The sequence below is a fragment of the Streptomyces sp. NBC_01317 genome (assembly GCF_035961655.1).
Taxonomy (GTDB): Bacteria; Actinomycetota; Actinomycetes; order Streptomycetales; family Streptomycetaceae; genus Streptomyces.
Map to the genome: position 1 here is coordinate 3,814,086 of NZ_CP108393.1, position 25,564 is coordinate 3,839,649.

General features: G+C 70.5%; 25 protein-coding genes. 4 read left to right on the forward strand and 21 right to left on the reverse strand.

The genetic code is table 11. The features are described from left to right. Positions 1-11: 11 nt before the first annotated feature. The 4 genes from OG349_RS16190 to OG349_RS16205 all read right to left on the reverse strand — a co-directional run bounded on the left by OG349_RS16190 (position 12) and on the right by OG349_RS16205 (position 4,921). Positions 12-1,274, reverse strand: coding sequence for a hypothetical protein (locus OG349_RS16190; protein ID WP_327235274.1), 1,263 nt, complete (start codon positions 1,272-1,274; stop codon positions 12-14). A gap of 260 nt (positions 1,275-1,534) precedes the next feature. Further along, positions 1,535-2,110, reverse strand: coding sequence for a SigE family RNA polymerase sigma factor (locus OG349_RS16195; RefSeq protein ID WP_327238597.1), 576 nt, complete (start codon positions 2,108-2,110; stop codon positions 1,535-1,537). 434 nt (positions 2,111-2,544) lie between these two features. Beyond that, positions 2,545-3,603 carry an aspartate-semialdehyde dehydrogenase gene (locus OG349_RS16200; protein ID WP_327235275.1) on the reverse strand — a complete coding sequence of 353 codons (1,059 nt, stop codon included), beginning with the start codon at positions 3,601-3,603 and terminating at the stop codon, positions 2,545-2,547. 16 nt (positions 3,604-3,619) lie between these two features. Further along, positions 3,620-4,921 (reverse strand): aspartate kinase, encoded by a 1,302-nt coding sequence (locus OG349_RS16205; protein ID WP_161311291.1) that lies wholly within the window; start codon positions 4,919-4,921, stop codon positions 3,620-3,622. Positions 4,922-5,377: 456 nt separating this feature from the next. Between OG349_RS16205 and OG349_RS16210 the strand changes: the two genes are divergently transcribed. After that, the gene (locus OG349_RS16210) at positions 5,378-6,220 is read left to right on the forward strand and encodes a hypothetical protein (protein ID WP_327235276.1); all 843 of its coding nucleotides are present in this window, start codon (positions 5,378-5,380) and stop codon (positions 6,218-6,220) included. Here the strand turns inward: OG349_RS16210 and OG349_RS16215 are convergent. The 5 genes from OG349_RS16215 to OG349_RS16235 form a co-directional block, all read right to left on the reverse strand. Next, positions 6,189-6,527, reverse strand: coding sequence for a hypothetical protein (locus tag OG349_RS16215; RefSeq protein WP_327235277.1), 339 nt, complete (start codon positions 6,525-6,527; stop codon positions 6,189-6,191). The two genes, OG349_RS16210 and OG349_RS16215, sit on opposite strands and share 32 nt — an antisense overlap. 90 nt (positions 6,528-6,617) lie before the next feature. Continuing rightward, positions 6,618-7,547 (reverse strand): Vgb family protein, encoded by a 930-nt coding sequence (locus OG349_RS16220; RefSeq protein WP_327235278.1) that lies wholly within the window; start codon positions 7,545-7,547, stop codon positions 6,618-6,620. A 207-nt stretch (positions 7,548-7,754) separates the two neighbouring features. Beyond that, positions 7,755-8,891 (reverse strand): hypothetical protein, encoded by a 1,137-nt coding sequence (locus OG349_RS16225; RefSeq protein WP_327235279.1) that lies wholly within the window; start codon positions 8,889-8,891, stop codon positions 7,755-7,757. Between the two features lie 228 nt (positions 8,892-9,119). After that, positions 9,120-9,317, reverse strand: a complete 198-nt coding sequence (locus tag OG349_RS16230; RefSeq protein WP_327235280.1) for a DUF397 domain-containing protein — start codon at positions 9,315-9,317, stop codon at positions 9,120-9,122. After that, positions 9,302-10,117 carry a helix-turn-helix domain-containing protein gene (locus tag OG349_RS16235; RefSeq protein ID WP_327235281.1) on the reverse strand — a complete coding sequence of 272 codons (816 nt, stop codon included), beginning with the start codon at positions 10,115-10,117 and terminating at the stop codon, positions 9,302-9,304. Before OG349_RS16235 ends, OG349_RS16230 begins: the two co-directional genes overlap by 16 nt. Before the next feature lie 83 nt (positions 10,118-10,200). On the opposite strand from OG349_RS16235, the gene OG349_RS16240 reads away from it, so the two are divergent. Continuing rightward, positions 10,201-10,647, forward strand: a complete 447-nt coding sequence (locus tag OG349_RS16240) for an ATP-binding protein (RefSeq protein ID WP_327235282.1) — start codon at positions 10,201-10,203, stop codon at positions 10,645-10,647. Here the strand turns inward: OG349_RS16240 and OG349_RS16245 are convergent. From OG349_RS16245 to OG349_RS16270, 6 genes are all read right to left on the reverse strand, one after another. Then, a complete protein-coding gene (locus tag OG349_RS16245) occupies positions 10,590-11,150 on the reverse strand; it encodes a hypothetical protein (RefSeq protein ID WP_327235283.1) in 561 nt (186 codons plus the stop codon). The genes OG349_RS16240 and OG349_RS16245 overlap by 58 nt on opposite strands. Further along, positions 11,141-12,967 (reverse strand): alpha/beta hydrolase, encoded by a 1,827-nt coding sequence (locus tag OG349_RS16250; protein WP_327235284.1) that lies wholly within the window; start codon positions 12,965-12,967, stop codon positions 11,141-11,143. The genes OG349_RS16245 and OG349_RS16250 overlap by 10 nt, the downstream gene beginning before the upstream one ends. Then, positions 12,964-13,374 (reverse strand): hypothetical protein, encoded by a 411-nt coding sequence (locus OG349_RS16255; RefSeq protein ID WP_327235285.1) that lies wholly within the window; start codon positions 13,372-13,374, stop codon positions 12,964-12,966. The genes OG349_RS16250 and OG349_RS16255 overlap by 4 nt, the downstream gene beginning before the upstream one ends. Positions 13,375-13,481: 107 nt before the next feature. Then, the gene (locus OG349_RS16260; protein ID WP_161311299.1) at positions 13,482-14,159 is read right to left on the reverse strand and encodes a DUF5063 domain-containing protein; all 678 of its coding nucleotides are present in this window, start codon (positions 14,157-14,159) and stop codon (positions 13,482-13,484) included. Next, positions 14,152-14,751 (reverse strand): recombination mediator RecR, encoded by a 600-nt coding sequence (gene recR, locus OG349_RS16265; protein ID WP_161311300.1) that lies wholly within the window; start codon positions 14,749-14,751, stop codon positions 14,152-14,154. Before recR ends, OG349_RS16260 begins: the two co-directional genes overlap by 8 nt. Before the next feature lie 105 nt (positions 14,752-14,856). Next, positions 14,857-15,192, reverse strand: a complete 336-nt coding sequence (locus OG349_RS16270; RefSeq protein WP_161311310.1) for a YbaB/EbfC family nucleoid-associated protein — start codon at positions 15,190-15,192, stop codon at positions 14,857-14,859. A 350-nt stretch (positions 15,193-15,542) separates the two neighbouring features. Here OG349_RS16270 and OG349_RS16275 point away from each other — a divergent pair, with 350 nt between their 5' ends. Further along, positions 15,543-16,457 (forward strand): SLATT domain-containing protein, encoded by a 915-nt coding sequence (locus tag OG349_RS16275; protein ID WP_327235286.1) that lies wholly within the window; start codon positions 15,543-15,545, stop codon positions 16,455-16,457. Between the two features lie 151 nt (positions 16,458-16,608). On the opposite strand, the gene OG349_RS16280 is transcribed toward OG349_RS16275, so the two are convergent. From OG349_RS16280 to OG349_RS16305, 6 genes are all read right to left on the reverse strand, one after another. Further along, complete coding sequence (locus OG349_RS16280) at positions 16,609-17,259, reverse strand: hypothetical protein (protein WP_327238598.1); 651 nt, start codon at positions 17,257-17,259, stop codon at positions 16,609-16,611. Positions 17,260-17,418: 159 nt separating this feature from the next. Then, a complete protein-coding gene (locus OG349_RS16285; protein WP_442806261.1) occupies positions 17,419-20,079 on the reverse strand; it encodes a dolichyl-phosphate beta-glucosyltransferase in 2,661 nt (886 codons plus the stop codon). Further along, positions 20,046-20,729, reverse strand: a complete 684-nt coding sequence (locus OG349_RS16290) for a GntR family transcriptional regulator (RefSeq protein ID WP_327235287.1) — start codon at positions 20,727-20,729, stop codon at positions 20,046-20,048. The genes OG349_RS16285 and OG349_RS16290 overlap by 34 nt, the downstream gene beginning before the upstream one ends. 78 nt (positions 20,730-20,807) lie before the next feature. Continuing rightward, complete coding sequence (locus tag OG349_RS16295) at positions 20,808-21,869, reverse strand: PP2C family protein-serine/threonine phosphatase (protein WP_327235288.1); 1,062 nt, start codon at positions 21,867-21,869, stop codon at positions 20,808-20,810. A 143-nt stretch (positions 21,870-22,012) separates the two neighbouring features. Next, the gene (locus OG349_RS16300; RefSeq protein ID WP_327235289.1) at positions 22,013-23,428 is read right to left on the reverse strand and encodes an aspartate aminotransferase family protein; all 1,416 of its coding nucleotides are present in this window, start codon (positions 23,426-23,428) and stop codon (positions 22,013-22,015) included. Positions 23,429-23,539: 111 nt separating this feature from the next. Then, on the reverse strand, positions 23,540-24,574 hold the full coding sequence (locus OG349_RS16305; RefSeq protein ID WP_327235290.1) for a GlxA family transcriptional regulator: 1,035 nt from the start codon (positions 24,572-24,574) through the stop codon (positions 23,540-23,542). A gap of 147 nt (positions 24,575-24,721) precedes the next feature. Here OG349_RS16305 and OG349_RS16310 point away from each other — a divergent pair, with 147 nt between their 5' ends. After that, a complete protein-coding gene (locus tag OG349_RS16310; RefSeq protein WP_327235291.1) occupies positions 24,722-25,363 on the forward strand; it encodes an HD domain-containing protein in 642 nt (213 codons plus the stop codon). The last annotated feature ends 201 nt before the right edge of the window (positions 25,364-25,564 follow it).

Genomic DNA, 25,564 nt, shown 5'->3' on the forward strand with positions numbered 1-25,564 from the left:
CCCTCGCGCCCCTACGCCGAGGGCGGCAGCACGCCCGTGCGGTAGATCGTGCCCGCGCACGCGTTCGGGATCGTCGCCTGGGCGACCGGAGAGCCTGGTTCCGCCGTGTGGGAGACGGTGACGCTGCCGTCCTCCGTGCCTCCGTCGTCGGTGGCCAGCTGGGGCGCGGTGTTGGTCGTGTCCGTGCCGGACGTGGCGCCCGAGCCCGGGTTGGAGGCGCTGCCACCGCTGCCACCGCTGCCGCCCGACGACACGTTGTCCGTCGGCGAGGGGTCCGGGGAGGCAGGGCTCGTCGGACAGGTGTCGGCCGGCACCCAGGCGAACTGCACCTCGTACGCGCTGTTCGGCGCGAGAACCAGCGCCGACGCTTCCTGGGACGGGTCCGGCAGGCCGCTCGCCTGGTCGCCCGCCGTGTGCTGGACGACCGCGATCCTGCCCGGGTCGGCCGCGCCCGCCGCCGTGAAGTTGAAGGAGCCCCTACCCGCGACCGAGCAGTCGCTTCCCGAGACGTTGGCGACGCGGAAGGTCCCGTACACCGTGCCGTCCGCCGTCGGCGTCCCCGCCTGAGCCGTCACGACGTTGAGCTGGCCCGGGTCGCACACGGGCGAGGAGGCGGCGAGGGTGTTGTCCGGCTGCGCCGCACCGCCCGGACCGCCGTCGACGGAGCCCGATGCCGTGTCCTTGGGCTCGTCGGGGCTGCCGGACGCGTTCGGGTCCTCCGACGCCTCGCCCGGCAGGTGGTCGGTGTCCTTCTCGATCCCGCCCGAGGCCTTCTCGCTGCCGCCGTCGCCCTGGTCCTTCGTACCGTGACCGGCGTTGACGGCGCTCTTGTCCGACGCGCTGCTGGAGTTGGCGACATGGACGAACGCCGGGATCGCCGTACCGCACAGCAACGCGGCGGCCGCGACGCCGACCATCGCCTGGCGCTTCCTGGCACGCCGCGTCGGGACCGCCCTGCGGAGGTGGTCGAGCGCGCCGTCGGACGGCTCCAGGTCCTCCACCGCGGTGTGGAACAGCCGGCGGAGCGCCAGCTCATCGTCCCCGGATTCGGAGCCGGAGCCGGGAGAGAGGAGAGAAGCAAGGCCGGAGTTGGAGCCGGAGCCGGAACCAACCCCTACGGACCCCAGCCCCCCGGCGACGCTCCCGGCGACGCCGCCGCTCCCGCCGCTGCCCCTGCCGACGCCCGTAGCAGCGCCGGCGCCCGTAGCAGCCCCGTTGTCGCCGCCGAGGGCCCTGCCCAGGCCACTCGGCTCGTTCTCCGGCCCCTTGTTCACAATTCCGTTTCCAGTCAGGTCGTTCATTGGCGCGTCGAGCTCGTCGCCCGGCCGGTGGTCGGTCGCACGGTTTTCCGCGTGATCCCCCGCGTGATCCCCCGCCTGGTCCTCCGCGTGGTCCCTCTCACGGTCTCTCTCGCAGTTCCGGTCGCGGTCCCCGTCGCGGTTCCCGTCCCGGTCCCACCCGCCCGGCCCGTGCCGCGCGTTCTCACGGCCGTCTCCGTCTCCCCGGCCGTTCGTACGGCCGAAGCCGCGCCCTTTCATGCCTGCGCCTCCATCACGACGCGCAGCGCCTTGATGCCCCGCGAGCCGTACGCCTTCACCGAACCCAGCGATATCCCGAGGGTCTCGGCGACCTGCGCCTCCGTCATGTCCGCGAAATACCGGAGCACCAGCACCTCGCGCTGCCGCCGCTGGAGCCCGCGCATGGCCTTGATCAGCGCGTCGCGCTCCAGCTGGTCGTACGCCCCCTCCTCCGCGCTCGCCATGTCAGGCATCGGCTTGGAGAGGAGCTTGAGTCCCAGGATCCGCCGCCGCAGCGCGGAACGGGAGAGGTTCACGACCGTCTGGCGCAGATACGCCAACGTCTTCTCCGGCTCCCGTACGCGATTGCGCGCGGAGTGCACCCGGATGAAGGCTTCCTGCACGACGTCCTCGCAGGAGGCGGTGTCGTCCAGGAGCAGGGCGGCGAGACCGAGCAGCGAACGGTAGTGCGCGCGGTAGGTCTCCGTGAGGTGGTCGACGGTCGTACCCGCCGCCACCGTGTCGTCACTTCCGTCGCGCTGGGACGGAATGCGGGTGGAACGCGCGGCGGGCATGCGGGCGATCACCGGCATCCCGCCGGGCGCACGCGGACGCCGGACGGGGCGCACTGCCGCGCCGCGTACCGGGACGATCGCTGTGATGTCGAGAACCTCTGCCACGCCTGTTGGACACGCTCCCCCCCGTCAGGGTTGTACGCGTGAGCCCACCCATTTGACGTTGCACCAAATACCGTCATGCGTACCTGATCTCCCCCAATGCCCCATTTGCTCGCGGCACCCCGCACCCCCACAGGCGCGACCGCATAGACGCCTCCCGGCGAGCGAGCGGTTGCGGAACTCCCGAAGGAAACTCACAGAAAGACTGATACGCATCGTCGGACACGAGGACATAGCAGTTCAAGTGGTACAGACCATCGTCTTGATCACAGGGTGTTCACAGATCCTACAAACACTTAAGGATCCGGGGCTTCCGGTTTTCTCCGGACTACGCGCGGCTCAGGGGGAGTTCAGCCCTTCGACAGCTCGACCGCCACCGCCTCGGCGATCTGCGCCACGTTGAGCGCCGCGCCCTTACGGAGGTTGTCGCCGCAGACGAACAGTTCGAGGGCCCGGGGGTCGTCCAGCGACCGCCGCACGCGCCCCACCCACGTCGGGTCCGTACCCACCACGTCCGCCGGCGTGGGGAAATCGCCGGCGCCCGGGTTGTCGAACAGCACCACACCCGGCGCGGTCGCCAGGATCTCGTGTGCCCGGTCGACCGTGATCTCCTGCTCGAAGCGCGCGTGTACGGCCGCCGAATGGGCGGTGATCACGGGGACGTTGACGCAGGTCGCGGAGATCCGCAGCCCGGGCAGGTCCAGGATCTTGCGGGTCTCGTCGCGGATCGCCAACTCCTCCGACGACCAGCCACCCCCCTGGAGCGAACCGGCCCACGGCACCACGTTCAGGGCCAGCGGCGCGGGGAAGGGCCCGGTGGTGTCCCCCACCGCGCGGCGTACGTCGCCCGGGTGCGTACCCAGATCCGTACCGGCGACGAGCGAGAGCTGGTCGCGCAGCGCGGTGACGCCGTCCTGGCCGGCGGCGCTGACGGCGAGGTACGAGGAGACGACCAGTTCGCGCACCCCGAACTCCGCGTGCAGCGCGCCCACCGCGACGATCATCGACAGCGTGGCGCAGCCGGGGCTCGCGACGATGCCGCGCGGACGGGACCGTACGGCATGGGCGTTGAGCTCCGGAACGACCAGCGGAACGTCCCGATCCATCCGGAAAGCCGTCGAATTGTCCACCACGACCGCGCCCTTGGCGACGGCGACGGGTGCCCACTGGGTGGACACGTCGTCCGGTACGAGGAACACCGCGACGTCCACGCCGTCGAGCGCCTGCTCGGTGAGCGCGAGGACCTCGGTCTCCCGGCCCCGTACGGACAGCTTGCGGCCGTTCGTACGGGGCGAGGCGATGAGCCGGATGTCTCCCCAGACATCGGCGTGCTGCGACAGGATCTGGAGCATGACGGCGCCGACAGCACCGGTCGCACCCACGACCGCGAGCGTCGGCTTTCCGTTCATCGCCGGGTGCCTTCGTTCATCGTCCGGTGCCTCCGTAGACCACCGCTTCGTCGGAGTCGCTGTCGAGGCCGAAGGCGGTGTGCACCGCACGTACCGCCTCCGTCACCTCGTCCGCACGGGTGACGACCGAGATGCGGATCTCACTGGTCGAGATCAGCTCGATGTTCACGCCCGCGTTCGACAGCGCCTCGAAGAAGCCCGCGGTCACCCCCGGGTTGGTCTTCATACCCGCGCCGACCAGCGAGATCTTGGCGATCTGGTCGTCGTACCGCAGCGAGTCGAAGCCGATCTTCGCCTTCGTCTTCTCCAGCGCGTCGATCGCCTTGCGCCCCTCGGACTTGGGCAGCGTGAACGAGATGTCGGTCAGACCGGTCGCCGCGGCGGACACGTTCTGCACGATCATGTCGATGTTGATCTCGTTGTCCGCGATGGCACGGAAGATCGTGGCGGCCTCGCCGGGCTTGTCGGGGACGCCGACGACCGTGATCTTCGCCTCGGAGGTGTCGTGGGCGACACCGGAGATGATGGCCTGCTCCACCTTGCGGTCCCCTTGCGGTTCGTGACTGAGCGGTTCGCGATTGAGCGGTTCGTGGCTGACCCACGTGCCCGGCAGCCCCGAGAAGGAGGAGCGGACGTGGATCGGGATGTTGTAACGGCGTGCGTACTCGACACAGCGGTGCAGCAGCACCTTGGAGCCGGAACTCGCCAGCTCCAGCATGTCCTCGAACGAGATCCACTCGATCTTCCGGGCCTTCGTCACGACCCGCGGGTCGGCGGTGAAGACACCGTCGACGTCGGTGTAGATCTCACAGACCTCGGCGTCCAGCGCGGCCGCGAGGGCGACGGCGGTGGTGTCCGAGCCGCCCCGCCCCAGGGTGGTGATGTCCTTCTTGTCCTGGGACACCCCCTGGAATCCGGCGACGATGGCGATGTTGCCCTCGTCCAGCGCCGTACGGATCCGGCCCGGCGTGACATCGATGATGCGCGCCTTGTTGTGGACCGAGTCGGTGATGACGCCGGCCTGGCTGCCGGTGAACGACTGGGCCTCGTGGCCCAGGTTTTTGATCGCCATGGCCAGCAGCGCCATGGAGATGCGCTCTCCCGCGGTCAGCAGCATGTCGAACTCGCGCCCGGCAGGGATCGGGGACACCTGCTCGGCGAGATCGATCAGCTCGTCCGTCGTGTCGCCCATCGCCGAGACCACGACGACGACCTGGTGGCCGTTCTTCTTGGCGTCGACGATTCGCTTGGCGACCCGCTTGATGCCCTCGGCATCGGCTACGGAGGAGCCTCCGTACTTCTGCACGACAAGGCCCACGTGCGCTCCTCGCTCAATCCGTCACTACTGTCGGCTCAGTCTAACGAGCGGCCGTACGACGCCCCTGCTATATCACATCGTGAGATGTCCCGCTCACTGGATGATCACCGGGGGTCGGCGCGGCCGCTCGGTGAGCATGCATGCCCGCGATCACCGGGGCCACGCGGAACGTAACCCACGTCACATCACAAAACGGCGAGTCGAACCTACGCGAGGGTCGTACGCGAGTGTGGCGAGTGTTGTACGCGAGGGTTGTACGGGAACGCGTCTCGATCGGACGGCTCTGGCATTGCGTGAGCATCACAATCCCCCGGGCGGGTCTCATTTCTTGATCATGGGACGGCAAAGAAACGTATTTTCGGTCAACCAACAGAATCCGCCAGCATCTGCGTGTCGCCGAACGGTGAACGTCGGGCGGGGGGACCGTTGTTCACCGAGACCCAGAGGAACCGTTTCATGCGCAGCACCACCACTGCCCGTACCACCACTGCCCGTACCACCCTCGCGGGCAGCGCCCTCGTCCGCCGTACCGCCGTCGCCGCGTCCGCGCTCTCCCTCGCCCTGCTGGTCGGCGCCTGCGGCGGCTCCGACGACAGCTCGGCCGACTCCGACAAGAAGGCCGGCAAGTCCGCCGACAAGTCCAAGGCGAGCGCCGCGGCCAAGCCCGCGGCGGACGCCGCCGACGCCACCGCGCTGTCCCAGGCCGAGCTGGACAAGCTGGCACTGGTCGAGGGCGATGTGAAGGGCTACAAGATCGCCAAGGCCTCTGCGGCCGACATCGCCATCGGGAAGGGCATCACCACCGACAACGAGGCGTGCGCCCCACTGGTCGACGTCCTGGGCTTCCGGCCGTTGGGCAAGCCCGCCGCGTCGTCGCCCGTCAGGCTCACCAGCGTCCCGGAGAAGCCGGGCGCCGACGCCTCGCCCGAGGACGCGCTGGCAGCCCTCGGCAACATGACGATCGCCGCCGAGACCCTCAACTCGTACGCCGGTCAGGGCGCCCCGGAGGCGCTGGAGGCGCTGAGCGCGGCGGGCAAGGCGTGCGCGGGAGGCTTCACGTACACCGCCGACGGCGAGAAGACGAAGGTCACGAAGGTCGCCCCGGCCACCTACACGGCCGGCGACGAGGCGGTCGCCTTCACCGTGACCTCGGAGGTGGAGGGCGAGGCCACCTCGTCCCCGCTGGTGGCCGTGCGCAAGGACGGCCTGCTCGCGACCTTCATGTCGATCAGCCTGGCCGGCGGCGAGACCAAGCAGCCCAAGGACATCATCGACGCGCAGCTGGCCAAGCTCGGCTGATCGCCTCCCGGCAGAACTCGCACCCCGTCCCGGCGTCGCGCCGGGACGGGTTCGCGCCGGTGTGCGGCTGGTTGGCGGCGGCGGAGAGGGCGGGTACGGGGGTGTCCGCCGCGCCCCTCGCCGCCGCCTGGACCAGTACGCCGCCGGCCACCACCAGGCCGCGCGCGGTGAGCGCGCCCATGGCGAGGGCGGTACGGCGTACGCGCCGGGCGTGTTCGGTACGGCGTGTCGTGGGGAACGCGGCGGTGGAGAGGGTCGTGCAGGCGGGCGCGGTCGTCGGGCCGGTCGCGCGTGTCGCACGTTTCACACGCTTCACACGTCCTGGCACGAGCGATCGAGTCCATTCCGACGACGTTTGTTCAACACGCAACCAAACTACCCGACCACGACCGGAGAACTACCCCACCAGACCCGTGATCTTCCAGAGCGAGCCACCGCCGCTCACCACGTCCGTCGCGTAGGCGTCCCCGTTCTTGTCGACCCTGAAGAAGACGGAGTTGAGGCCGCGCAGGGTGGCGATCTCGACGGCCTGACCGGTGACCGGATTCAGCCGGGTCACCTCCGAGCCCACGGCGAAGTACACCTGCCCGTCGCTCCCGACGGAGATGGACGTCGGCTCGTACTGCTCCGTGGCGAGGCTCTTGACCGCGCCGGTGGCCAGGTCGGTCCGGAGGATGCGACCGGACATCATGTCGGCGGTGTAGGCGAGACCCTTGCCGTCGAGCGCGATGCCCTGGGAGAGCCCGAGGCCGGAGGCGACGACGCGTACGGGCCGCCCGGGCCGTACCTCGTACAACTTCCCGGCACCACCGGTCGCGTACGTGACACCCGCCGCGCCGTGGACGACGCCGTGCAGCGGTCCCAGCCCGCCGGCCAGCAACTCCTGGGAACCGGTGGCGAGGTTCACCTTCCGCAGATTCCCGTCGAAGTCACCGACGTACGCACTGCCGTTGCCGTCCAGGTCCACCCCACGGAGATTGCCGAGGCCCCTGGCGACGGTGGTCGTGGCGCCGGTGGCGAGCGCGACCTTGCGGAGGTCGCCGTTGACGTACGTGATGTACGCGTTGCCGCTCGCGTCGAGCACCGAGCTGACGGGCTCACCGAGACCGGAGGCGAGGGAACGGCAGGAGACGGAGGGGCAGGTGACGACGGCGGGGGCGGCGGGGGCGGCGGCGTTCGTGGCATTCGTGGCGTTCGCCGTGTTCCCGGAGAGGCCACCGGTAAGAACGAGAGCCCCGGCCGCGAAGGTCCCCATGGCGACGGCGGTGAGGCGCACGCGCCAGGTCGGTCGGGAGGTGCCGGTCGAACTTGCCGAAGAAGCAGTCACGATCGAGTCCATTCCGTGTCGGGGCCGAGTGCACGACCGCACAGATGTACGGCCGTACGTGCCGATCCAGTCCGCCAGGAGCAGCCAAGGTCACCCCGCCCGCCCCCACCAGACATACGGCCCCGGGAACCCCAGAGTTCAACACCCGTCAGAAAGCGGCCGGAACACGGTGACCGCGCGCCTCGACCACGTCGCGGGGCCGCGCGCTCATTGCGGCCCCAACCGGCCCAGGTTCACGTGCGTCTGCTGCGGAATCGGGCGGGCCTTGAAGCCGGCCATGGCTCGGCACTCGTCGGCGCGGCGGGCGACGTTCACCTGGGCGGGGACGGCGAGGAACGTGTCCGGTACCCGGTCGATCACCACGCCCGCGTCCTCGGCCGCGTCGTACGCCGCCATCTCCTCGCGGCAGTCCACGCACACGCCTCTGATCAGCGGCTTCACGTTGTCGGCGACGTCACACGTCATGCAGACCATGACCGCGAGATTGACGTGGGCGGGGGCGTGGAACGGCTCGGGCGGCATCTTGTTCTCCAGTCGGGTACGGGCGATCGCCCCCGGGCTCCGCAACGGCTGCGGCAGCCCGGCGGTCAGCGAACGCACCAGGTGATCGGGGGTCGCCCCCCGCGCCAGCCACTCGGCGGCGAGGGATTCGAGCGCGGCGCACTCGCGGGCGGACAGGGTCATTCGGGGCTCGGTACGCCCGAGCCGCGCGAGGATGCGGTAGGCCTCCGAGGGGGCGGGACCGGGGGCGGTTGCGGTGCGGCCGGGCACGGACCGCGGGGGTACGGATACGGCGGCCGGCTGCGCGTTCGCAGGTGCGGGCTCAACGCGCGCGGGCTGAACGGGTAGGTCCTCCGCCCCCTCCCCCGCACGCGCCACTGCCTCCACCGCCCCGGCAACCACCGCCTCCGCCGCCCTCTTCCGGCGCTCCAGCTCGGTGAGGTCGACCCCGTGCAACCGCTGCACAAACGCCGTCCACCAGGCATCGTCCCTGGACGTACGCGAGAAGTACGTGTGCGTCACCCAGCGGAAACTGTTGTCCTCCAGCTGGAGATGCTCCTTCACGCGCCGCAGATGCCCGGCGTCCGAGAGGAAGTTCAGCGCCTTGCCGCAGGCCTGCTGGCCGTAGTCGGCGATGTTCGCCGCGAGGGCCTTGTACCCGATCGCGGCGCCCTCGGGCAGACGATCGATGTACGCGGCGATCGCCGCTTCCCTCGTGCGCAGATGTACGAAGTCGGCCTCGCCACGCGGGCATTGGTCGGGCGCGCAGCGCTTCCCGTACCCGGGATTGGCCGGGGGGTGTGCGGGCGCGGACAGGGCAGCACTAAAATCGGCGTAAGCCACGATCGAAGAGCCTCATCGATTCGTTGGTCAGGCCCCGGGGCCCGGTGTTGGCGCACCGGCCGGGGCCGCTTAATGCTCCGAACGCTAAACGCTCACCACGCTGCGACGCAAGCCGGGCACGGAAAGTCATCTCGCCTGGTCCGCGAGGGACTTGGGTGGGAGGTTGGGTTCCCACCACCTCCCACTCCTATGGGAAGAGCCCGAGCCCCGAGACCCGAAACCCGAGGCTCAAGCCCCGGGCCGACCTGCGTGAATCGCGTACGCGACAAACGCGACCCAGGTCCCGGCGGAGAACCCCACCTCGGGCCCCCCGCTCACCTTGGAGTCCCGGACGTGCACGATGGAGTCGCACCCGGCAACCTCAACGCAGTTGCCGCCTTCGCCGTCGCTGTAGCTGGACTTGAACCACATCAGTCGCTCACGCATCGCTCATCCACCATCCGTTCCAGGAAACGGGCCGAGTCCTCAGTGCCGAGGGCCTCCATGCGGATCATGCTAAGGCGCTCCGTCGCCAGACTGACCTGTTCCGGCTCGGAGGTAAGTTCGCTCGCGAACGGCCCTTCTGCGAAGGCGAATCGATCGTGATCCTGATTCTCCAACAACACCATCGGACCACCGAGGGCTGCTGGGATGGCCCTCGCATACGGCAACACTTGCAGCGACACATTGCGCAGCGCCGCCGCCTCCAAGAGGTGGCGCAACTGGCCTTCACTCACCTGCGGACCGCGCAATGCCGCCTCGTACAGAACGAAACTGAACGCCACCGGCGGCTTCCGGGTGAGAATCATCTGCCGCTCCAGACGAGCCGCAACCCGTTCCTCCACAGTCTCCTCCGCCAGTGAAAGCGAGAAGTTCCCGATGAGGGCACGCGCATACTCCTCCGTCTGGAGCAGCCCAGGGATAAGCGCCACCTCGTAGGACCACAGACTGATCGCCTCGCGCTCCTGCACCATGAAGTTCTGCGCCCTCGCAGGGAACCTCTCCCGCCGCAAATACTGCTTCGCCGCGCTCAGCAACCCCTCCGCCCGCAGCAAATCGTCCGCCGCGTCTAGGAGTTTCGGCGTGGGCATGCGTACACCCTGCTCCATGGCCTTGATCGTGTCCGGCGCGTAATTCGCCGCCGTCCCCAACTCCTCGCGGCTGATGCCCGCCTTCGTCCGCCAACGCTTCAACTGGTCGCCGGCATAGCGCCACGCGACCGGCGAGTGAGACCCCTCGACTGACACAGCTCGAACCTCCTACTGACACACCGCGCCGTGTATCCGCTCTGTCACTCCCGAGCGTAATCATCCATCGACACACTGTGACCATGATTGATGTAATCCGACGATTCGCGCGATCGACCGCGTCCGTGCCCGAGGCACGCGACTTCGCCCGGAGCGTCCTGCGCGACGCCCGCGCCTTCGACCTCGATGAAGTCCTGCTGTGCGTCTCGGAAGTGGCGACCAACGCGGTACGGCACGGGGTGCCGGTCGGCGGCGCGTTCCTGTTGATGGTGTGCGCCGACGACGAGCGCGTACGGGTGGAGTGCCACGACGCAAACCGCACCCGCCCCCGGGTGCGGCACCCCACGACCGACGACCTGCACGGACGCGGCCTGCTGCTGGTGGACGCGATCGCGTCCCGCTGGGGGGTGGGGCCGAGGCCGTTCGGAAAGTACGTGTGGTTCGAGCTGGACGTCGAGCCCCCGAGCGGCGGTCACCCGGCGTCGGACGCCGACCAGAAGGCGGAATGGACGTTGGGGTACGGGATCTGAACGCCCGCGTAGGCAGGCCCGTTGGGCTTGGTGGCCGGCTCGGTCACCGTTGATTTCTCGACACATGGCGTGTCCGCTTCGAAGAAGGCCTGGCCCCTGTCGCCGATGATCAGACCGATCGTGAATCCGTCGGCCGTCTTCGCGTAGATGTCGGGAGAAGCCACGCTGCGGTTCACGGAGATAATGTCGAACCCGCTCTTCTTCCAGAACCGTTCGATGACACCGAGGAAGCTGCCGCGCCGCTGTTCCGAGATGACGGTCAGCACGACCCGTCGGCGAACCACGTCGCAGTTCCCTGCGGAGGTGTCGTCGTGGGCCCACTGGACCTCTGGCCGAATCGCTCCGAACGTGGCGTCCAGCAGCGAGTCCGAACGTTCGGCTGCCTCCTGCATGTTCATGGTGGCCGCGGCTCCCTTGTCATTTCCGGTGTTCCCGCACCCGGCGAGCAGTACGGTCGCCAGCAGCGGTGCAGGTACACGTTTCGCCAACCACTTCATCGCCATTCCTGCGTCTCCAACTGCTCGGGCTTCCCAGCGACAATCCTGGCGATGTTTCCTGCGGACACCCGATCCTCTTCCGGTGAGAAGTAGTTGGAATGCGCTGGTGTGGGTCCCTGTCCGTCGACAAACGGCCGGGGTCCGTCTGCGACGTGGAAGCGTCTGGCGCCGAAGGCCTGGCTCGCCGGGTCCTTGCCGAACCACAGATCGTCGTCGCCCTGGTCCGCGATATCACCTGCGGCATACGCACCTGCCGGACCGGCCACGACGAAGCCCGCGCCGCCCGCCCAAGCTTGCTGCGACGACGGAAGCTTGGTCACCGGGTCGTTCTCGGCGGCTCCGACGAAGACATGGTTCTTGCCTACGCCGAGATCCTCAGCCTTGTCGGCACCGGTGCCCGGGCTGCCCAGAAGGACGATGTCGTCCGCGCCCGGGATCCCGCCCTCTCGTTGAGCCGCCGTACCGACCGTGAACGAGCCGTAGGAGTGGCCGATCGCCGTGAGATGCGGGTCTCTGTGGGTGTTGGTGGCGCCCAGACCGTCCATGAAAATGTTGTAGGCGGGGGCTCCTCGCGCCGCGTCGCCCTCGCCCATGACGTCCAGACTCTGAGGAGCGTCGTAGCCGAGCCACACAATCGCGGCGGAGGAGCTGTCGTGCACCCGTGCGCCCTTCGCGGTGTCAAAACCGCGATTCAGGGTCCCCTCCGCGAACTCCGCGTCGAGCTTCGTCCCCAGCCCCGGCACATACGCCGACACATTCCGCGACGTGTCCGGGTTCCCGTACGACACAATCGCGCGGCCGTTTCCCTCTGTTCCGATGCCGAGCAGGAACATCGGCACACGGCTGGGCTCGTTCAGCCTCTTCTCGATGCCCCGAAGGCCCTCCAGCTTCGTCCTCGCGTCGTCGCCGCCCTGTTTCTCCAACTGGGCGATGAGGACCGGAAGGTAGTGGCGGTTTGCCTCGTCTCGGGCCAGGGACGGGATGCCGTCCAGGTTGCCGATCAGGTCGGGGGCGACCTCCATGTAGTCGTTGCGTTGTTCCTCCGTCAGGGAGTTCCACCACGCGTGGACGGCCTGGGGAGACGTCTCCGACGGGATGCCGCGTTCCAGGTAGCGTTCCGCCGTCCCGCGGACCGTTGTCGTGTCTCGGGTGGTGTCCGCCACGGTTGCTTCGGTGACGTCCAGGCCTTTCGCGGCCTTGAGGTTGTTCAGGGCCCGGGTGTAGCGGTCGTCGATCTCCGTCGCCGATCTCACCGCCCTCGCGATGCGGTCCGCGATGGCTTGGGCCTTCGCCGCGTTCGGGTTGAGGGCGGGAGTGTCCGTCCGTAAGGGCGCTGTGTATTCGTTTGTCAGGCCTGGGAGTTGGAGCGCCTGCGTCGCGTTGCCCCTTGCTCTGCCTCCTGGGGGCTTCCCCGCGCCCAGTGCGTCGCCCAGGTACGTGTTCGCCTCCGCCGGGGGGTAGTTCACCGTGCCGTCCGGGTGGACCGTGAATCGGAGCGCTTCCGCGTCTTCCAGCGCCTCCGTCAGCTCCCGCTGCGCCCTGGTCAGTTCCGCCGACAGGCCGTTCAGTGTCGTCCTGATCAGCGCCGCCTCGGTGTGCACGTACTGGTAGTTCCTGCTCAGCCGACGCAGCCTCGCGATCGCCGCCCGCGCCGACTCGCTCTCCTGCGTCTCGCGCAGTTTCGCCGTCATCGCCCGGTCCACCGCGTCCCGGTCCGCCTCCGCCCCCGCCGACACCTCGTGCCAGCCGTCGGCCGCCTCCTCGAACTCCGAGGGTTTCAGGTCCCGTAACCGCTGCCAGGTCAGGGGGAAGTCGGTCGTCATCGGCGTTCGTGCCGCTCGACCGCCGGGGCTGTCCTGATCGCCTGGAGGCCGGACCTCACCGTCGTGTCCGTCTCCCCCATCGCCCTGCCCACCTGGTTCAACGCCCCTGCCAGGTAGCCGCATTCGTCACGCACCGCGACGAGGCGTTCCTCCCAGGAGGCCAGGACCGCCGTGGCCGCCGCCACCGCCGACAGGCCCCGCCCGCCGGCCATCACGCCCTCGTGCGCCGGGCGCAGGCGGGCGCGGCTTCGTTCTGTGTTCGTCCGCAGGGTGTTCGCCGTACCGGACGCGCTCGTCCACGGGCCGGTGGTGTGGCGTAATCCTGGCGACTCCACGAACGGGGGTGGTGCGGCCGTGACCGGTTCCGACAGGGCGAATACCTGCTGCCACCCCTGCGAGTACCGCACCGTCGCACTCCCGCGCCACATCCGTCGCGGTGCGCGTTCGCACCGTCGCTCAGCGTGACATTAGCGCGTGCCCGTGTTCCAAGGCCAACAGAGTGTGATGGATGTGCTTACGACCTCGCCGGCCGTGCCCCCAGGCCCAGCGGTCCGCCGATCTCCTCCGCCATCACCCGGCCCGCCTCCTCCGCCAGCGCGTCCTCCGCGTCCTCGCTCAGATCCTGGTCCGTGTCCAGGCCGTCCAGGGCCGGGAGTGGCTGGTCCAGACGGACGTGGGCGACCAGGGAGTGGAGGGCGCGGAGGGTGGCCGAGGCGGTGGAGCCCCAGTTCGAGAAGTACGAGAACTGCCACCACCACATCGCCTCGGTCGTCCGCCCCGCGCGGTAGTGCGCCAGGCCGTGGCGCAGGTCCGCCACCACCCCCGCGATGTCGTCCGAGATCCGCGCCGCGACCGGCGCCTTCCTCGGTTCGTACGGGTCGAAGACCTCCGAGTAGACGTCGATCGGCTCCAGGAGTACGGCGAACCGCTCGCGCAGGTCGTCCGTGTCCGGCTCCGGGCCGAGGTCCGGCTCGTACCGCTCGTCGGGGAGGATGTCCTCGTGCGCCCCGAGCCGGCCGCCCGCCAGCAGGAGCTGGGAGAATTCCAGCAGCAGGAACGGTACGGCGCTGTCCGGCTCGTCGCCCTTGGCGACCTCCGTGACCGCGACGATGAAACTCTCGATCTGGTCGGCGATCTGGACCGCGAAATCGTCCGGATCCTGATGAACCGCGTGCAGCGTTGCGTCAGACATCGAGAAGTCGTCTCCCCTCGAAGGCACGCCCGAGCGTGACCTCGTCGGCATATTCGAGGTCGCCCCCCACGGGGAGACCGCTGGCCAGGCGTGTGACCCGCAGGCCCATCGGTTTGATCATGCGGGCGAGGTACGTCGCCGTCGCCTCGCCTTCCAGATTCGGGTCCGTCGCCAGGATCAGCTCCGTGACCGTGCCGTCGGCGAGGCGGGTGAGCAGCTCGCGGATCCGCAGATCGTCCGGGCCCACGCCCTCGATCGGGCTGATCGCCCCGCCGAGGACGTGATATTTCCCGCGGAACTCGCGCGTACGCTCCACCGCGACGACGTCCTTGGGCTCCTCCACCACACAGATCACCGTCACGTCCCGGCGGACGTCACGGCAGATCCCGCACAGCTCCTCCTGCGCGACATTGCCGCACACCGCGCAGAACCTGACCTTGTCCTTGACCTCAAGAAGGGCGTGGGCGAGGCGGCGGACGTCGGTCTGCTCGGCCTGGAGGATGTGGAAGGCGATCCGTTGCGCACTCTTGGGGCCGACGCCGGGCAGCCTGCCCAGTTCGTCGATGAGGCCCTGAACCACGCCTTCGTACAACGGATTGCCTTTCCTGGTGCCGCGTCTGCGCTCGGTGCTGTGCTGTTTCGGTTTGTACGTACCGTAGTTGGTGCCCCTGTGCCTTTAGAAGGGCAGGCCCGGCATCTAGAAGGGCAGGCCCGGCATCCCGCCCAGGCCCTGCGCCAGCGGGCCCAGCTTCTGCTGCTGGAGCTGGTGCGCGTTCTCGTTCGCGGCGTGCACCGCGGCGACGACAAGGTCCGCGAGCGTCTCCGTGTCGTCCGGGTCCACGGCCTTCGGGTCGATGACGAGGGCGCGCAGCTCACCGGAGCCGTTGACCGTGGCCTTCACGAGGCCACCGCCCGCCTGCCCGTCGACCTCGGTCGCCGCGAGCTCTTCCTGTGCCTGTGCCAGCTCCTGCTGCATCTTCTGGGCCTGCTGGAGGAGCTGCTGCATGTTCGGCTGACCACCACCGGGAATCACGGTCACTCCTGCGCGTTTCGACGACGTTTTATCCGTAAGGCGAGCCTACGTGGTCCCCGAGCAGCGCGCCCTACCCCACAGGGACCAACTCTTTCGAGTGAGTGCCCCGGGCTCCTCTACCTGATCAACACGCCCGTGCGGGCCGAAACCCCCCGGATTTCGAGCCTCCGGCCCACCATTCGGCGGTAGGAAGTGCATGCGCGTCCACACCCGTCGTCACAGCGTCACACATTGTCACGAAGCGTCACGCGAGCAAGCGCATCCGTTGATCCGCGATCCGTAGTCCGTAGTCCGCTATCCGTAATCCGTAATCCGTAATCCGTCACAGCAGACCGCAGAGGAGTGCCCCGGTGAGCCAGCCGGAGATGCAGCCCGGAGGCCCCGCCCGGGAGGAGGACCCCTCGGACCACTCGTACCCGTCGAACCGCCCAGACCCTTCGAACCGGCCCGACCCTTCGAACCGGCCCGACCGGCCCGACCCGCCCGATCACCCCGCGGACGCGCCGGGCCGGCCGGACCCGGGCCGGCCCGATCCCGCGGACGCGCATGACCTCCCGCCCGAGAGCGGAAGCGCCACGTCCGGCCCGCCCGTCGGCGACCTGACCGGCGGCCCCTTCCCGCTCGGGGACTGGGGCGAGCCGGCGGAGCGGCTGGACGAGCTGTACCGGTGGGCCGAGACCGGGGCGCTGCGTACGGCCGCCTGGTACCTCGCCGACCGGGTACGGAAACGGCGCGCCGCTCGCGTCCTGCGCACCGCCACGGCGTTCGGGGTGGTCGCGGGTACGTCCCTGCCGCTGCTGGACCTGACCGGGGCGCTGCCCGGGGCCGCGGGCTGGGGGTACGTCTCGCTCCTGCTGGGCGCGGCCTGCGTGGGCTGCGACCGGTACTTCGGCTTCACGTCCGGGTGGATGCGGTCGGTCGCGACGGCCCAGGCGGTGCAGCGCCGGCTCCAGACGTTCCAGTTCGACTGGGCGTCGGAGAGCGTACGGGAGGTGCTGGGCCCGGCCGAGGGCACCGCGAGCGAGGCGGCGGAGCGGTGCCTGAACGTGTTGCGGCGCTTCTCCGAGGACGTGACGGAGTTAGTTCGGTCGGAGACGGCGGACTGGATGGTGGAGTTCCGGTCGGGGCCCGCCCCGCTCGTCATGCAGTCCCTGGGGGGCGGTGGCGGGCGGCAGGACACGGGGCCGGGACCGGGGCGTTTCCCGCTGCCCCCGGGCACCCGCCCCAACATGCCGCGCCAGCGGCCACCGGAGTCGCCCCGGTGAGGTGAGCGCGAGGAGGCCGGGGCGCGAGGGGGCCGGGGCGGGAGGGGGCCGGGGCGGGAGGGGGCCGGGGCGGGAGGGAGCCGGGGCGGGAGGGGGCCGGGGCGGGTGCCGGCGCGCTCGTCCGACCCCCGCCCCGGCACCCCGGTCGCCGTCAGCTGAAGATGATCATGGAGCCTTGCGCCAGACTCCTCGTGGCCGCCGCGTGCAGCCCCAGCCAGACGTGACGCTCCCTGGCGAACGGACTGTCGTCGTACGGAATCGGGTTCGCCGGCTCCTCCAAGGAGGTCGGCCGGTCCGGCGGGGTCGGGGGAGACGGCGGGTTGGCCGCGTCGATACCGATCGACGCGGCGACGAATTCGAGCTCCCGCAGCAGACCGTGCGTGGAGCCCAGCGGGCCACCGCCCGCGAGGAGTTCCTCGTTCGACAGGGGTACGGCGAAGTCCACCGGGACGTACGCGCCCGCGTGGTCGTAGTGCCAGACCAGGTGCGACTGCTGGGCCGTCGACTCGAACATCTCCAGCAACTGTTCGTAGTCACCGCCCAGTTCACCGACCGGCGTGATCGCCAGGCCGCACACCTGGAGCAGGTACACACGCCGCAGGAAGTGCAGCGCGTCGTAGTCGAAACCGGCGACGGGGGCGACGTCCCCCGAGAGGCCCGGCATATAGGCGAAAACGGGGACGGCGGGGAGTCCGGCGTCGCCGAGCGCCTTGTCGTAGACGGCGATCTCATCGGCGAAAGGGTTGTCGGGGCTGTGGCACAGCACATCGACGAGGGGGACCAACCACAGGTCACAGGCCAAGGGAGGCTCGCTCTCCAACGAGTTCGTACGCGTGCGCGCGATGGTCACGATGGTCGGGACAGCGTAGTGCGGCGGGCACGTTCCGCGAAGGGTGCCGGTCGACCGGCCTTGCTCTCTCACTATGCGTCACCCGTCCCAGGAAGCCGTCCAGGCGACGCCTCAGGACCCCGCGCCCGTCGGCGGCAGATCCCAGATCCACACGCCGTCCACCCGCCTCCCCGGCTCCCCCAGCAGCTTCTCCACCGTCTCGTACAGCGCCGCGTCGTTCGGCTGCGGCGCCAGCACCACCACCCCCGCCTTCCAGAACGCGAGGTCGAACCGCGCCTGGGCCTGCTGACCGGGCCCGATGGGCGGCACCTGGCCGGTGTTACGGACCTCACGCAGCCAGTTCGAGGTGAAGCGCGGGGAGGCCCCGTAGATCCCCATCCGGTCGGTTCCCCAGGGCCCGTTGAAATACCCGCCCGGCACGGAGAAGCCGAGCCCGGACGCCGACTGCCAGTGCAGCGCCTCCGCCTCCCCGGAATCCGGCAGCGGTACGGGCACCACGGACTCGCCCGGGGAGACGTACGAGCGGTACGTGCCGTCCGCGATGAACGCCGGGACGTCCGGGCGCTCCCGTACCGGCATCGGCGTCGGCACGATCGGGATCAGCGCCGCCGCCAGTGCCATGAGGCCGACGAGCCGCTCCGTACGCCGGGGGACGGCCTCCACGTCCCCCAGCCGGTCCGCCGCCAGCGCCAGCAGCGCGCCCAGCGCCGGGGCGCAGATCATCGCCACCCTCGACTCGATGACCGACTCGAAGAGCGGCTGGTGGGCGAGGACCCGCCAGGGGCCGGTCAGCACGACGTCCGTGAAGGGGATCCGTACCTTCGGCCCCAGCGAGAGCAGGGCGGCGACCACCGCCGTGAAGGCCAGGGCCCGCACCACGGCCAGCCGCCACAGCCACACCCCCAGTCCCACGGACAGGGCGATCAACGGCCATCCGTAGAAGGCGTTCTGCTCGGTACGGTTCATGGCCAGCGGGTCCGCCGCCGCCTCGGTGCCGAAGAGCGCGCGGCCGGAGAAGTGGAGGAAGGAGAGCGGGCTGTTGCCGGCGTTGTCGCCGTGCAGCACGCTGTGATAGCTCTGCGGGCCGAAGAACTGCCAGTACAGCGGGAACGCGAGCAGCGGCAGACAGACCTGGAGCGCGTACCCGAGCCCCCGCAGCAGGGGGCGGATCGACGCCTTCGCGACGTCGCGGCGCTGGAAGGCGTACGCCAGCGCGAAGAGCAGCATGCCCATGACGGCGAGCAGCAGCGGTTCCTCGCCGAGGAAGATCTGGTACGTCATGAAGAGGCCGAGGAGCACGCCGTCCCGGGCGACGCGGTTCGGGGCCGGGCCGTCAGGGTCGCTCCCGCCGCCCGCGCCCGCCTCGCACAGCCTCAGCGCCCGGTCGATGATCACCGGAATCATGAACAGCACAAGGAAGTTGGGGTGCGCGTTCGCGTGGGACATCATCGGCGGCGCGAACGCGGCCAGCGCCGCGCCGAGCGCGGCGGCCCGGCGGTCGCGTACCAGCCGGCGCGCGAACAGCCAGTACCAGGCCGTCGCCGTCGCCGCCAGCCCGAAGGTCAGGACGATGGCCCAGGTGACGGTCGGCCCGAAGGCGAGCGTGACAGGTGTGAGGGGGACGGAGAGGCCGAGCATGACGGTGTTCGCCATGAGGTTCACGCCGTCGGGGAAGTTCTGGAAGGTGGTGAAGAGGGGGTTGTGGAGGTGCCGCACGTTGTCGGCGGTGACCGCGAAGAACCACTCCCACTGGTTCTGGTCCGACCCCGAGTCGGCGAGGTAGGAGTGGTCGAGATCGTTCCAGAGGCCCTTGTAGAGGACGAGCGCGGCGAGGACGAAGAGGACGGTCACCGTCAGGTCCACCGGCCGCAGACCGGGGGCCCGGCGCGCCCAGCGCGCGGAACGCGACCGGCCCGCCTTGAGGCGTACCAGCTCCAGCAGCACCCGGCCGTAGTCCAACGGCCTTACCTTGGAGCCCGGTTGGTGCGCCCAGCGCACCGGGACCTCCGTCACCGGCCAGCCCGCGCGCCGGAAGTACCGCAGTATCTCGACGTCGATGCCCCAGCCGTCCAGCCGGGAGGCGGCGAACGCGGCGCGCGCCTGGTCACCGTCGAACAGCTTGAAGCCGCACTGGGTGTCGGCTATGCCGTCGACCGCGACGGCCTGTATGAGCCGGTTGCCGAGCCGGCCCAGCCACTCGCGCAGCGCCCACTGGCGCACTTCGATCCGGGCGTCGGGGTGGGCACGCGAGCCGATGGCGGCGCCGGGGCCGTCGTCCGTGGACTGCTCGCCGGGCTGCTCGGTCTCCCGCTTGCCGTCGCCCGTGTGCTGCTCGTCGAGCTGCTTGTCGAGCTGGTCCAGCTCCTCGATCGGCGTCGCGAGGTCCGCGTCGGTGAGCAGGACACGCCGGCCGTACGAGGCCAGTACTCCGAGGCGCAGCGCGTGGCCCTTGCCGTGGTTGCCGGGGCCGCGTACCACCCGTACGCGCGGTTCCTCGGCGGCCACGGCCTCGGCGACCGCGACCGTACCGTCCGACGAGCCGTCGTCCACGACGATCAGTTCCCACTCGCCCCAGCGGCCCGGATCGGCGCCCAGATGGGCGCGGACGGCGTCGAGGGTGGGGCGCAGGCGCGCCTCCTCGTTGTAGGCGGGGACGACCACGGAGAGGGCGACGGTCCGCTGAACGGTCTCCGCGTCCGGCCCGTCCCGCCCCTCCGGCGCCCCCGGAACACCCCCGCTCACCCGCGCGTACTTTCCAGTCGGTCCGCCCATCTCAGGGCGTGCTCGTCGTACGCCCCGATCACCGCCCGTACCGCCCCCGCGTCCCCCAGGGTGAGCGCGTCGACCAGGGGTTCATGTCCGCTCCACAGCCACTTCTCGCCCTCCGCGTCCGCCCGCAGGAACGGTACGGAGAACACCCACGCCTGCACCCGCATCCGGTGCAGGAACTCACACACGTAACGGTTGGCGATCAGCCCGCCCAGCTCGCGCCAGAAGCGCAGGTCGTACCCGATCAGGATGTCCAGGTCCCCGGCCCTGGCCGCGCGCGCGGCCTCCTCGGCCCTGCGCCGTACGGACACCAGTGACTCGCCGTGCGCCCGGGTCGCCAGACCCGTGCCGTCGAGCTTGCGGACCACCCCGTCCACGACGAGCGAACGCGCCTCGACCATCCCCCGGAAGTCCTCGACGGTGAACTGGTGGACGTGGAAACCCCGATGCTGGTCGGAGTCGAGCAGACCCTGCGCGGAGAGGTCGACGAGCGCCTCGCGCACGGGCGTCGCGGAGACTCCGTACTGCTCGGCGATGTGCTTGACGGTGAATTCCTGTCCCGGCAGCAAACGCCCAGCGAGCACTTCGTCACGCAGCGCGTCCGCGATCTGCTGCCGCAAGGTGCTGCGCGTCACAGCTCCACTGGCAGGCATGGTGGTACGTCCCCTCGTCCGGCTCCCGACACCCTAAGCCAGCGGGCGCGGGACGACGTCACGCCCACGGCCGGCCCCTCACGCACCCGGCGCCGTGACCCCCGCTTCCGGTGTCGTCCGTACGGCCAGGACCGCGATGTCGTCGTCCAGTTTCCCGTCGCTGTGCCGCAGCAGCGCCCGGTACAGCTGGTCGAGCAGCGCCCGGGGCGGTACGGACGTCCACTCCCCCGCCCACGCCGCGAGCGGGAAGAACTCCCCGTCGCCGTCCCGCGTCTCGCTGACGCCGTCGGTGTAGAGGAGCAGTTGGTCACCGGCGACGAAGGGCACCTCCTCCACGTGGTACGCGCCGCCCAGCAGCGTCGCGAGGTTGATGGGCGGTGACGACGTCCGGGGCGTGAGGGAGCGGACGTGCCCGTCGTGCGTGAGCAGGACCGGCGGATGCCCGCAGCTCAGGATGCGCGCGTGCGTGCCATGCGCGGGGATCTCGGCGAGGACGGCGGTGGCGAAGAGTTCGGGCGAGTCCGGGGCCGGGACGGTCGCCTCGTACCGGCCGACGGTGGTGTCCAGGCGAAGGGCGAGCCGGCCGAGGTCCGGCGCGTCGTACGCGGCTTCCCGGAACGAGCCCAGCACGGCCGAGGCCACGCCGACCGCGTCCAGCCCCTTGCCGCGTACGTCCCCGATGATCAGCCGGACGCCGTAGGCCGTGTCGACCACCGCGTAGAAGTCGCCCCCGACCCTCGCCTGCGGCGCGGCGGCCACGTACAGCGTCTCGATCTCCAGGCATCCGATGCGCCGGGGGACCGGCCTCAGCAGGACGCGCTGGGTGGTGTCGGCGACGGCGCGGACCTCGGCGAGCGTGTCCTCTCGCTGGAGGCGCAGACGGCTGGCGTAGGCGGCGGCCAGCGTGACGGCGGCGATGGCACCGGCGGTGTAGAAGGTCCCGTCGTGGTCGGTGAACAGCGCGTACGCGACGACGCCCAGCACGCACACCACGCCGAGCCCGAGGGTCGCCGCCACGGACCACAGCGACGCGGCCAGCGCGGGCGCGGCGGGCAGGAGGCGGGTGAAGGGGATTTCGGGGGGCGTGAGGAACGCCAGGAGACCGAGGACGGCGGTCAGGACCAGGGGCGCCCAGAGCATGGGCTCCCGCCGGCCGTAGCCCGGTCGGCGGGACGGAAACCGACCGAGCCTTTTCACGTAACGCACCATACCTACATGTTCTGCCCGCCTGACGCTCCCTCAGCGCACGCGGTTCGTTCCTCGCCGCTGCTCCGCGTACTCGTCTACGCCGTGTACTCGTCCGCCACCGCCAACGCCGCGTCCAGGACAGCCAGCCCCTCCTTCGCCTCCGCCTCCGTGACGTTGCAGGCGGGGACGGCGTGCGTGCGGTTCATGTTCACGAAGGGCCACAGGCCGTTCTTCTTGCAGGCGGCGACGAAGGCCGCCATGGGCGCGTTCGCCTCACCCGTCGCGTTGTACGGGACGAGCGGCTCGCGCGTCTCCCTGTTCCGTACGAGATCCAGCGCCCAGAACACCCCCGTGCCGCGCACCTCGCCCACCGACGGATGACGCTCCGCCAGCTCGCGCAGACCCGGGCCGAGGACGGTCGCGCCGATGTGCGCCGCGTGCTCGACCACCTTCTCGTCCTCCATCACCTGGAGCGTGGCGACCGCCGCCGCGCAGGCCAGCGGGTGTCCGGAGTACGTGAGACCGCCGGGGTACGGGCGGGTGGCGAAGGTCTCCGCGATCGCCGCCGAGATCGCGACCCCGCCGAGCGGTACGTAACCGGAGTTCACGCCCTTCGCGAAGGTCAGCAGGTCCGGTACGACATCGAAGTGGTCGGCCGCGAACCACTCCCCCGTACGGCCGAACCCCGCCATCACCTCGTCCAGGACGAAGACGATCCCGTACCGGTCGCAGATCTCGCGCACCCCCGCGAGATAGCCGGGCGGCGGCGTCATGACACCGGCCGTACCCGGGATGGTCTCCAGGATGACCGCGGCGACGGTCGCGGGCCCCTCGAAGGCGATGGTCGACTCCAGGTGCTCCAGCGCGCGCTCGCACTCCTCGGCCTCCGTCGAGGCGTAGAAGGGGGAGCGGTAGAGGAAGGGCGCCCAGAAGTGGACCACCCCGGCGGTGCCGGTGTCCGACGCCCAGCGGCGGGGGTCGCCGGTCACGTTGATCGCGGTGGTCGTACCGCCGTGGTACGAGCGGTACGCCGACAGCACCTTCGGGCGGCCGGTGTGCAGCCGGGCCATCCGGACGGCGTTCTCGACGGCCTCGGCGCCGCCGTTGGTGAAGAAGATCTTGTCGAGGTCGCCGGGGGTACGGGCGGCGATGAGGCGCGCCGCCTCGGACCGTACGTCGATCGCGAACGCGGGCGCGAAGGTGGTGAGCCGCGCCGCCTGCTCCTGGATCGCGGCGACGACGGCCGGGTGCTGGTAGCCGATGTTGGTGAAGACGAGGCCGCTGGTGAAGTCGAGGTAGCGGTTGCCGTCGTAGTCCCAGAAGTACGAGCCCTCGGCGCCGGCGACGGCGAGCGGATCGATCAGCTCCTGGGCGGACCAGGAGTGGAACACGTGCGCGCGGTCAGCGGCTTTCACGGCCGCGCCGGCCTGCGGGTCGGCGTGCGGGCCGACGTGCGGGCCGGCGTGCCGGTCGACGTGCCGGTCGACGTGCCGGTCCAGAGGAGGGGTCATGCGGCCCAGGGTAAGGAGGCGCAGGTGGGGGACGGTATGGCCACCCTGTATGGAGTAGGCCACTTTGCTGGGCAGGGTGTCGAACGGGGTCGCCCGCAGGGGAGAGCCGACTCAGCGGCTACGGACCCCCGCCCCGCTCCCGGCCCCGGCCCCCGCCCCCGCTCCCGTCGTACGGAACCGCGCCCGGTACGCCGACGGCGTCACCCCCAGGTGCCGCAGGAACACCCGCCGCAGCGACTCGTCACTCCCCAGCCCGCTCCGCCGCGCCGCCCCCGTCACCGTCTCCCCCGCCTCCAGCAGCGCCTGCGCCGCCTCCAGCCGTACGGACTCGACGTACGCGGCCGGCGTACTGCCGACCTGCTCCTTGAACAACCGCGTGAGGTGGCGCGCGCTCAGCCCCCCGCGCCGCGCCAGCGCCGCGAGCGAGTGATCGGCGGCCGGATCCCCGGCCATCTCGTCCAGCAGGCCGCGCAGCACCTCGTGCCGCGGGCTCGGCGTACGGGCGGCCACCGAGAACTGCGACTGCCCGCCCGGCCGCCGCAGGAACACCACCAGGTCCCGCGCCACCTCGCGCGCCAGATCCGCGCCCTCGTCGTCCTCCACCAGGGCGAGCGCGAGGTCGATGCCCGCGGTGACGCCCGCGGAGGTGTACGTGTGCCCGTCCCGTACGAAGATCGCGTCCGGGTCCACCGTCACGGCGGGACGGCGCCGGGCCAGGGCCGCCGCGTGCCGCCAGTGCGTGGTGGCGCGCCGCCCGTCGAGCAGCCCCGCCGCGGCCAGCGCGAACGCGCCCGTACAGACGGACGCGACCCGCGCGCACCGCCCGGCCAGGAACGTGACCGCGTCGAGGAGCCCGTCCGGCGGCGGGTGGTGCGGCAGGTCGTCCGAGCCCGGGACGATCACGGTGTGGACCTCGCCGATCGCCGACACGGCCGCGTCGGCGTGCAGCCGGGTCCCGGTGGACGTGATGACGGGAGCCCCGTCCGCCGAACAGACGGTCAGCGCGTACGAACCCCCCAGCCCGGCCGCCGTGGCGAACACCTCCAGCGGCGCGGCGACATCCATCAGCCGAACGCCGTCGTAGACGAACACGACGACGGCGCGGGGCTCGCGCCGCCGCCTCCCACGCCGCTGTCCAGCTCTCATGGCTCCCATACGACCACGCTAGCCCCGATCCATGTCCGGATGTGTGGGGTGTACGTCTCGGCAGACATGGCGGGACACCGGCGTCCGGGCCGACAGTGGAAGTCGGAAGCAGCGCCTCCTCGCATCCTCAGGAAAAGGAATCCCGCCATGCCCGAGACCGTCGCCGGTATCGAGATCCCCGACAGCGCGCTCGCCAAGGAAGCCACGGAGCTGATCCGGGACACGGCGAGCCCGCTGCTGTACGACCACTCCCGCCGGGTCTTCCTGTTCGGCTCGCTCCAGGGGCGGCGGCGCGGGCTGTCGTACGACCCCGAGGTGCTCTACGTCGGCGCGATGTTCCACGACCTCGGGCTGACGCCGGGCTACCGGACGACCTCCCGGCAGCGGTTCGAGATCGACGGCGCCGACGCGGCCCGCGACTTCCTGCTGCGGCACGGCCTCTCGCAGGACAGCGCGCGCATCGCGTGGACCGCGATCGCGCTGCACACGACACCGGAGATCCCGGGCCACATGGAGCCGGAGGTGGCGCTGGTGACGGCGGGGGTCGAGTTCGACGTCCTGGGGATGGGCCTGGACGTCGTACCCCAGGAGGTCAGGGACGAGGTCGTGGCGGCGCACCCGAGGCCGGACTTCAAGCGCCGGATCCTCCAGGCGTTCACGGAGGGGATCGAACACCGCCCGCAGACGGCCTTCGGGAACGTGAAGGCGGACGTGCTGGCGCGCTTCTCGCCCGGCTTCGTCCGTACGGACTTCGTCGAGGTGATCGAGAACTCCGCGTGGCCGGAGTGACGGGACGGGGCTGACCCCACGGATCAGCCCTGGCGGGCTCGGCGCCCTCCGCCCCGGGGGCGCCGGGCCGCCGCCACTGCCCCACCGGCGCGGTGAGGGGGGCGGGGGCGGCCGGAGCCGAGCGGAACGACCTTGGGATAGTCGACGAGTCCTGCCGTGTCATGCGAGATGATCCAGGGCGTGACAGGGGCGTGGCCCGCG

Excerpts from the sequence above, each read along its gene's own strand:
- OG349_RS16240 (WP_327235282.1), top strand. The coding sequence starts at position 10,201 with ATGATTGATGTAATCCGACGATTCGCGCGATCGACCGCGTCCGTGCCC.
- OG349_RS16260 (WP_161311299.1), bottom strand. The coding sequence starts at position 14,159 with ATGTCTGACGCAACGCTGCACGCGGTTCATCAGGATCCGGACGATTTC.
- OG349_RS16250 (WP_327235284.1), bottom strand. The coding sequence starts at position 12,967 with ATGACGACCGACTTCCCCCTGACCTGGCAGCGGTTACGGGACCTGAAA.
- OG349_RS16245 (WP_327235283.1), bottom strand. The coding sequence starts at position 11,150 with ATGGCGATGAAGTGGTTGGCGAAACGTGTACCTGCACCGCTGCTGGCG.
- OG349_RS16195 (WP_327238597.1), bottom strand. The coding sequence starts at position 2,110 with ATGCCGGTGATCGCCCGCATGCCCGCCGCGCGTTCCACCCGCATTCCG.
- OG349_RS16305 (WP_327235290.1), bottom strand. The coding sequence starts at position 24,574 with ATGAGAGCTGGACAGCGGCGTGGGAGGCGGCGGCGCGAGCCCCGCGCC.
- OG349_RS16300 (WP_327235289.1), bottom strand. The coding sequence starts at position 23,428 with ATGACCCCTCCTCTGGACCGGCACGTCGACCGGCACGTCGACCGGCAC.
- OG349_RS16285 (WP_442806261.1), bottom strand. The coding sequence starts at position 20,079 with ATGGGCGGACCGACTGGAAAGTACGCGCGGGTGAGCGGGGGTGTTCCG.
- OG349_RS16290 (WP_327235287.1), bottom strand. The coding sequence starts at position 20,729 with ATGCCTGCCAGTGGAGCTGTGACGCGCAGCACCTTGCGGCAGCAGATC.
- OG349_RS16310 (WP_327235291.1), top strand. The coding sequence starts at position 24,722 with ATGCCCGAGACCGTCGCCGGTATCGAGATCCCCGACAGCGCGCTCGCC.
- OG349_RS16210 (WP_327235276.1), top strand. The coding sequence starts at position 5,378 with ATGCGCAGCACCACCACTGCCCGTACCACCACTGCCCGTACCACCCTC.
- OG349_RS16295 (WP_327235288.1), bottom strand. The coding sequence starts at position 21,869 with ATGCTCTGGGCGCCCCTGGTCCTGACCGCCGTCCTCGGTCTCCTGGCG.
- OG349_RS16200 (WP_327235275.1), bottom strand. The coding sequence starts at position 3,603 with ATGAACGGAAAGCCGACGCTCGCGGTCGTGGGTGCGACCGGTGCTGTC.
- OG349_RS16230 (WP_327235280.1), bottom strand. The coding sequence starts at position 9,317 with ATGCGTGAGCGACTGATGTGGTTCAAGTCCAGCTACAGCGACGGCGAA.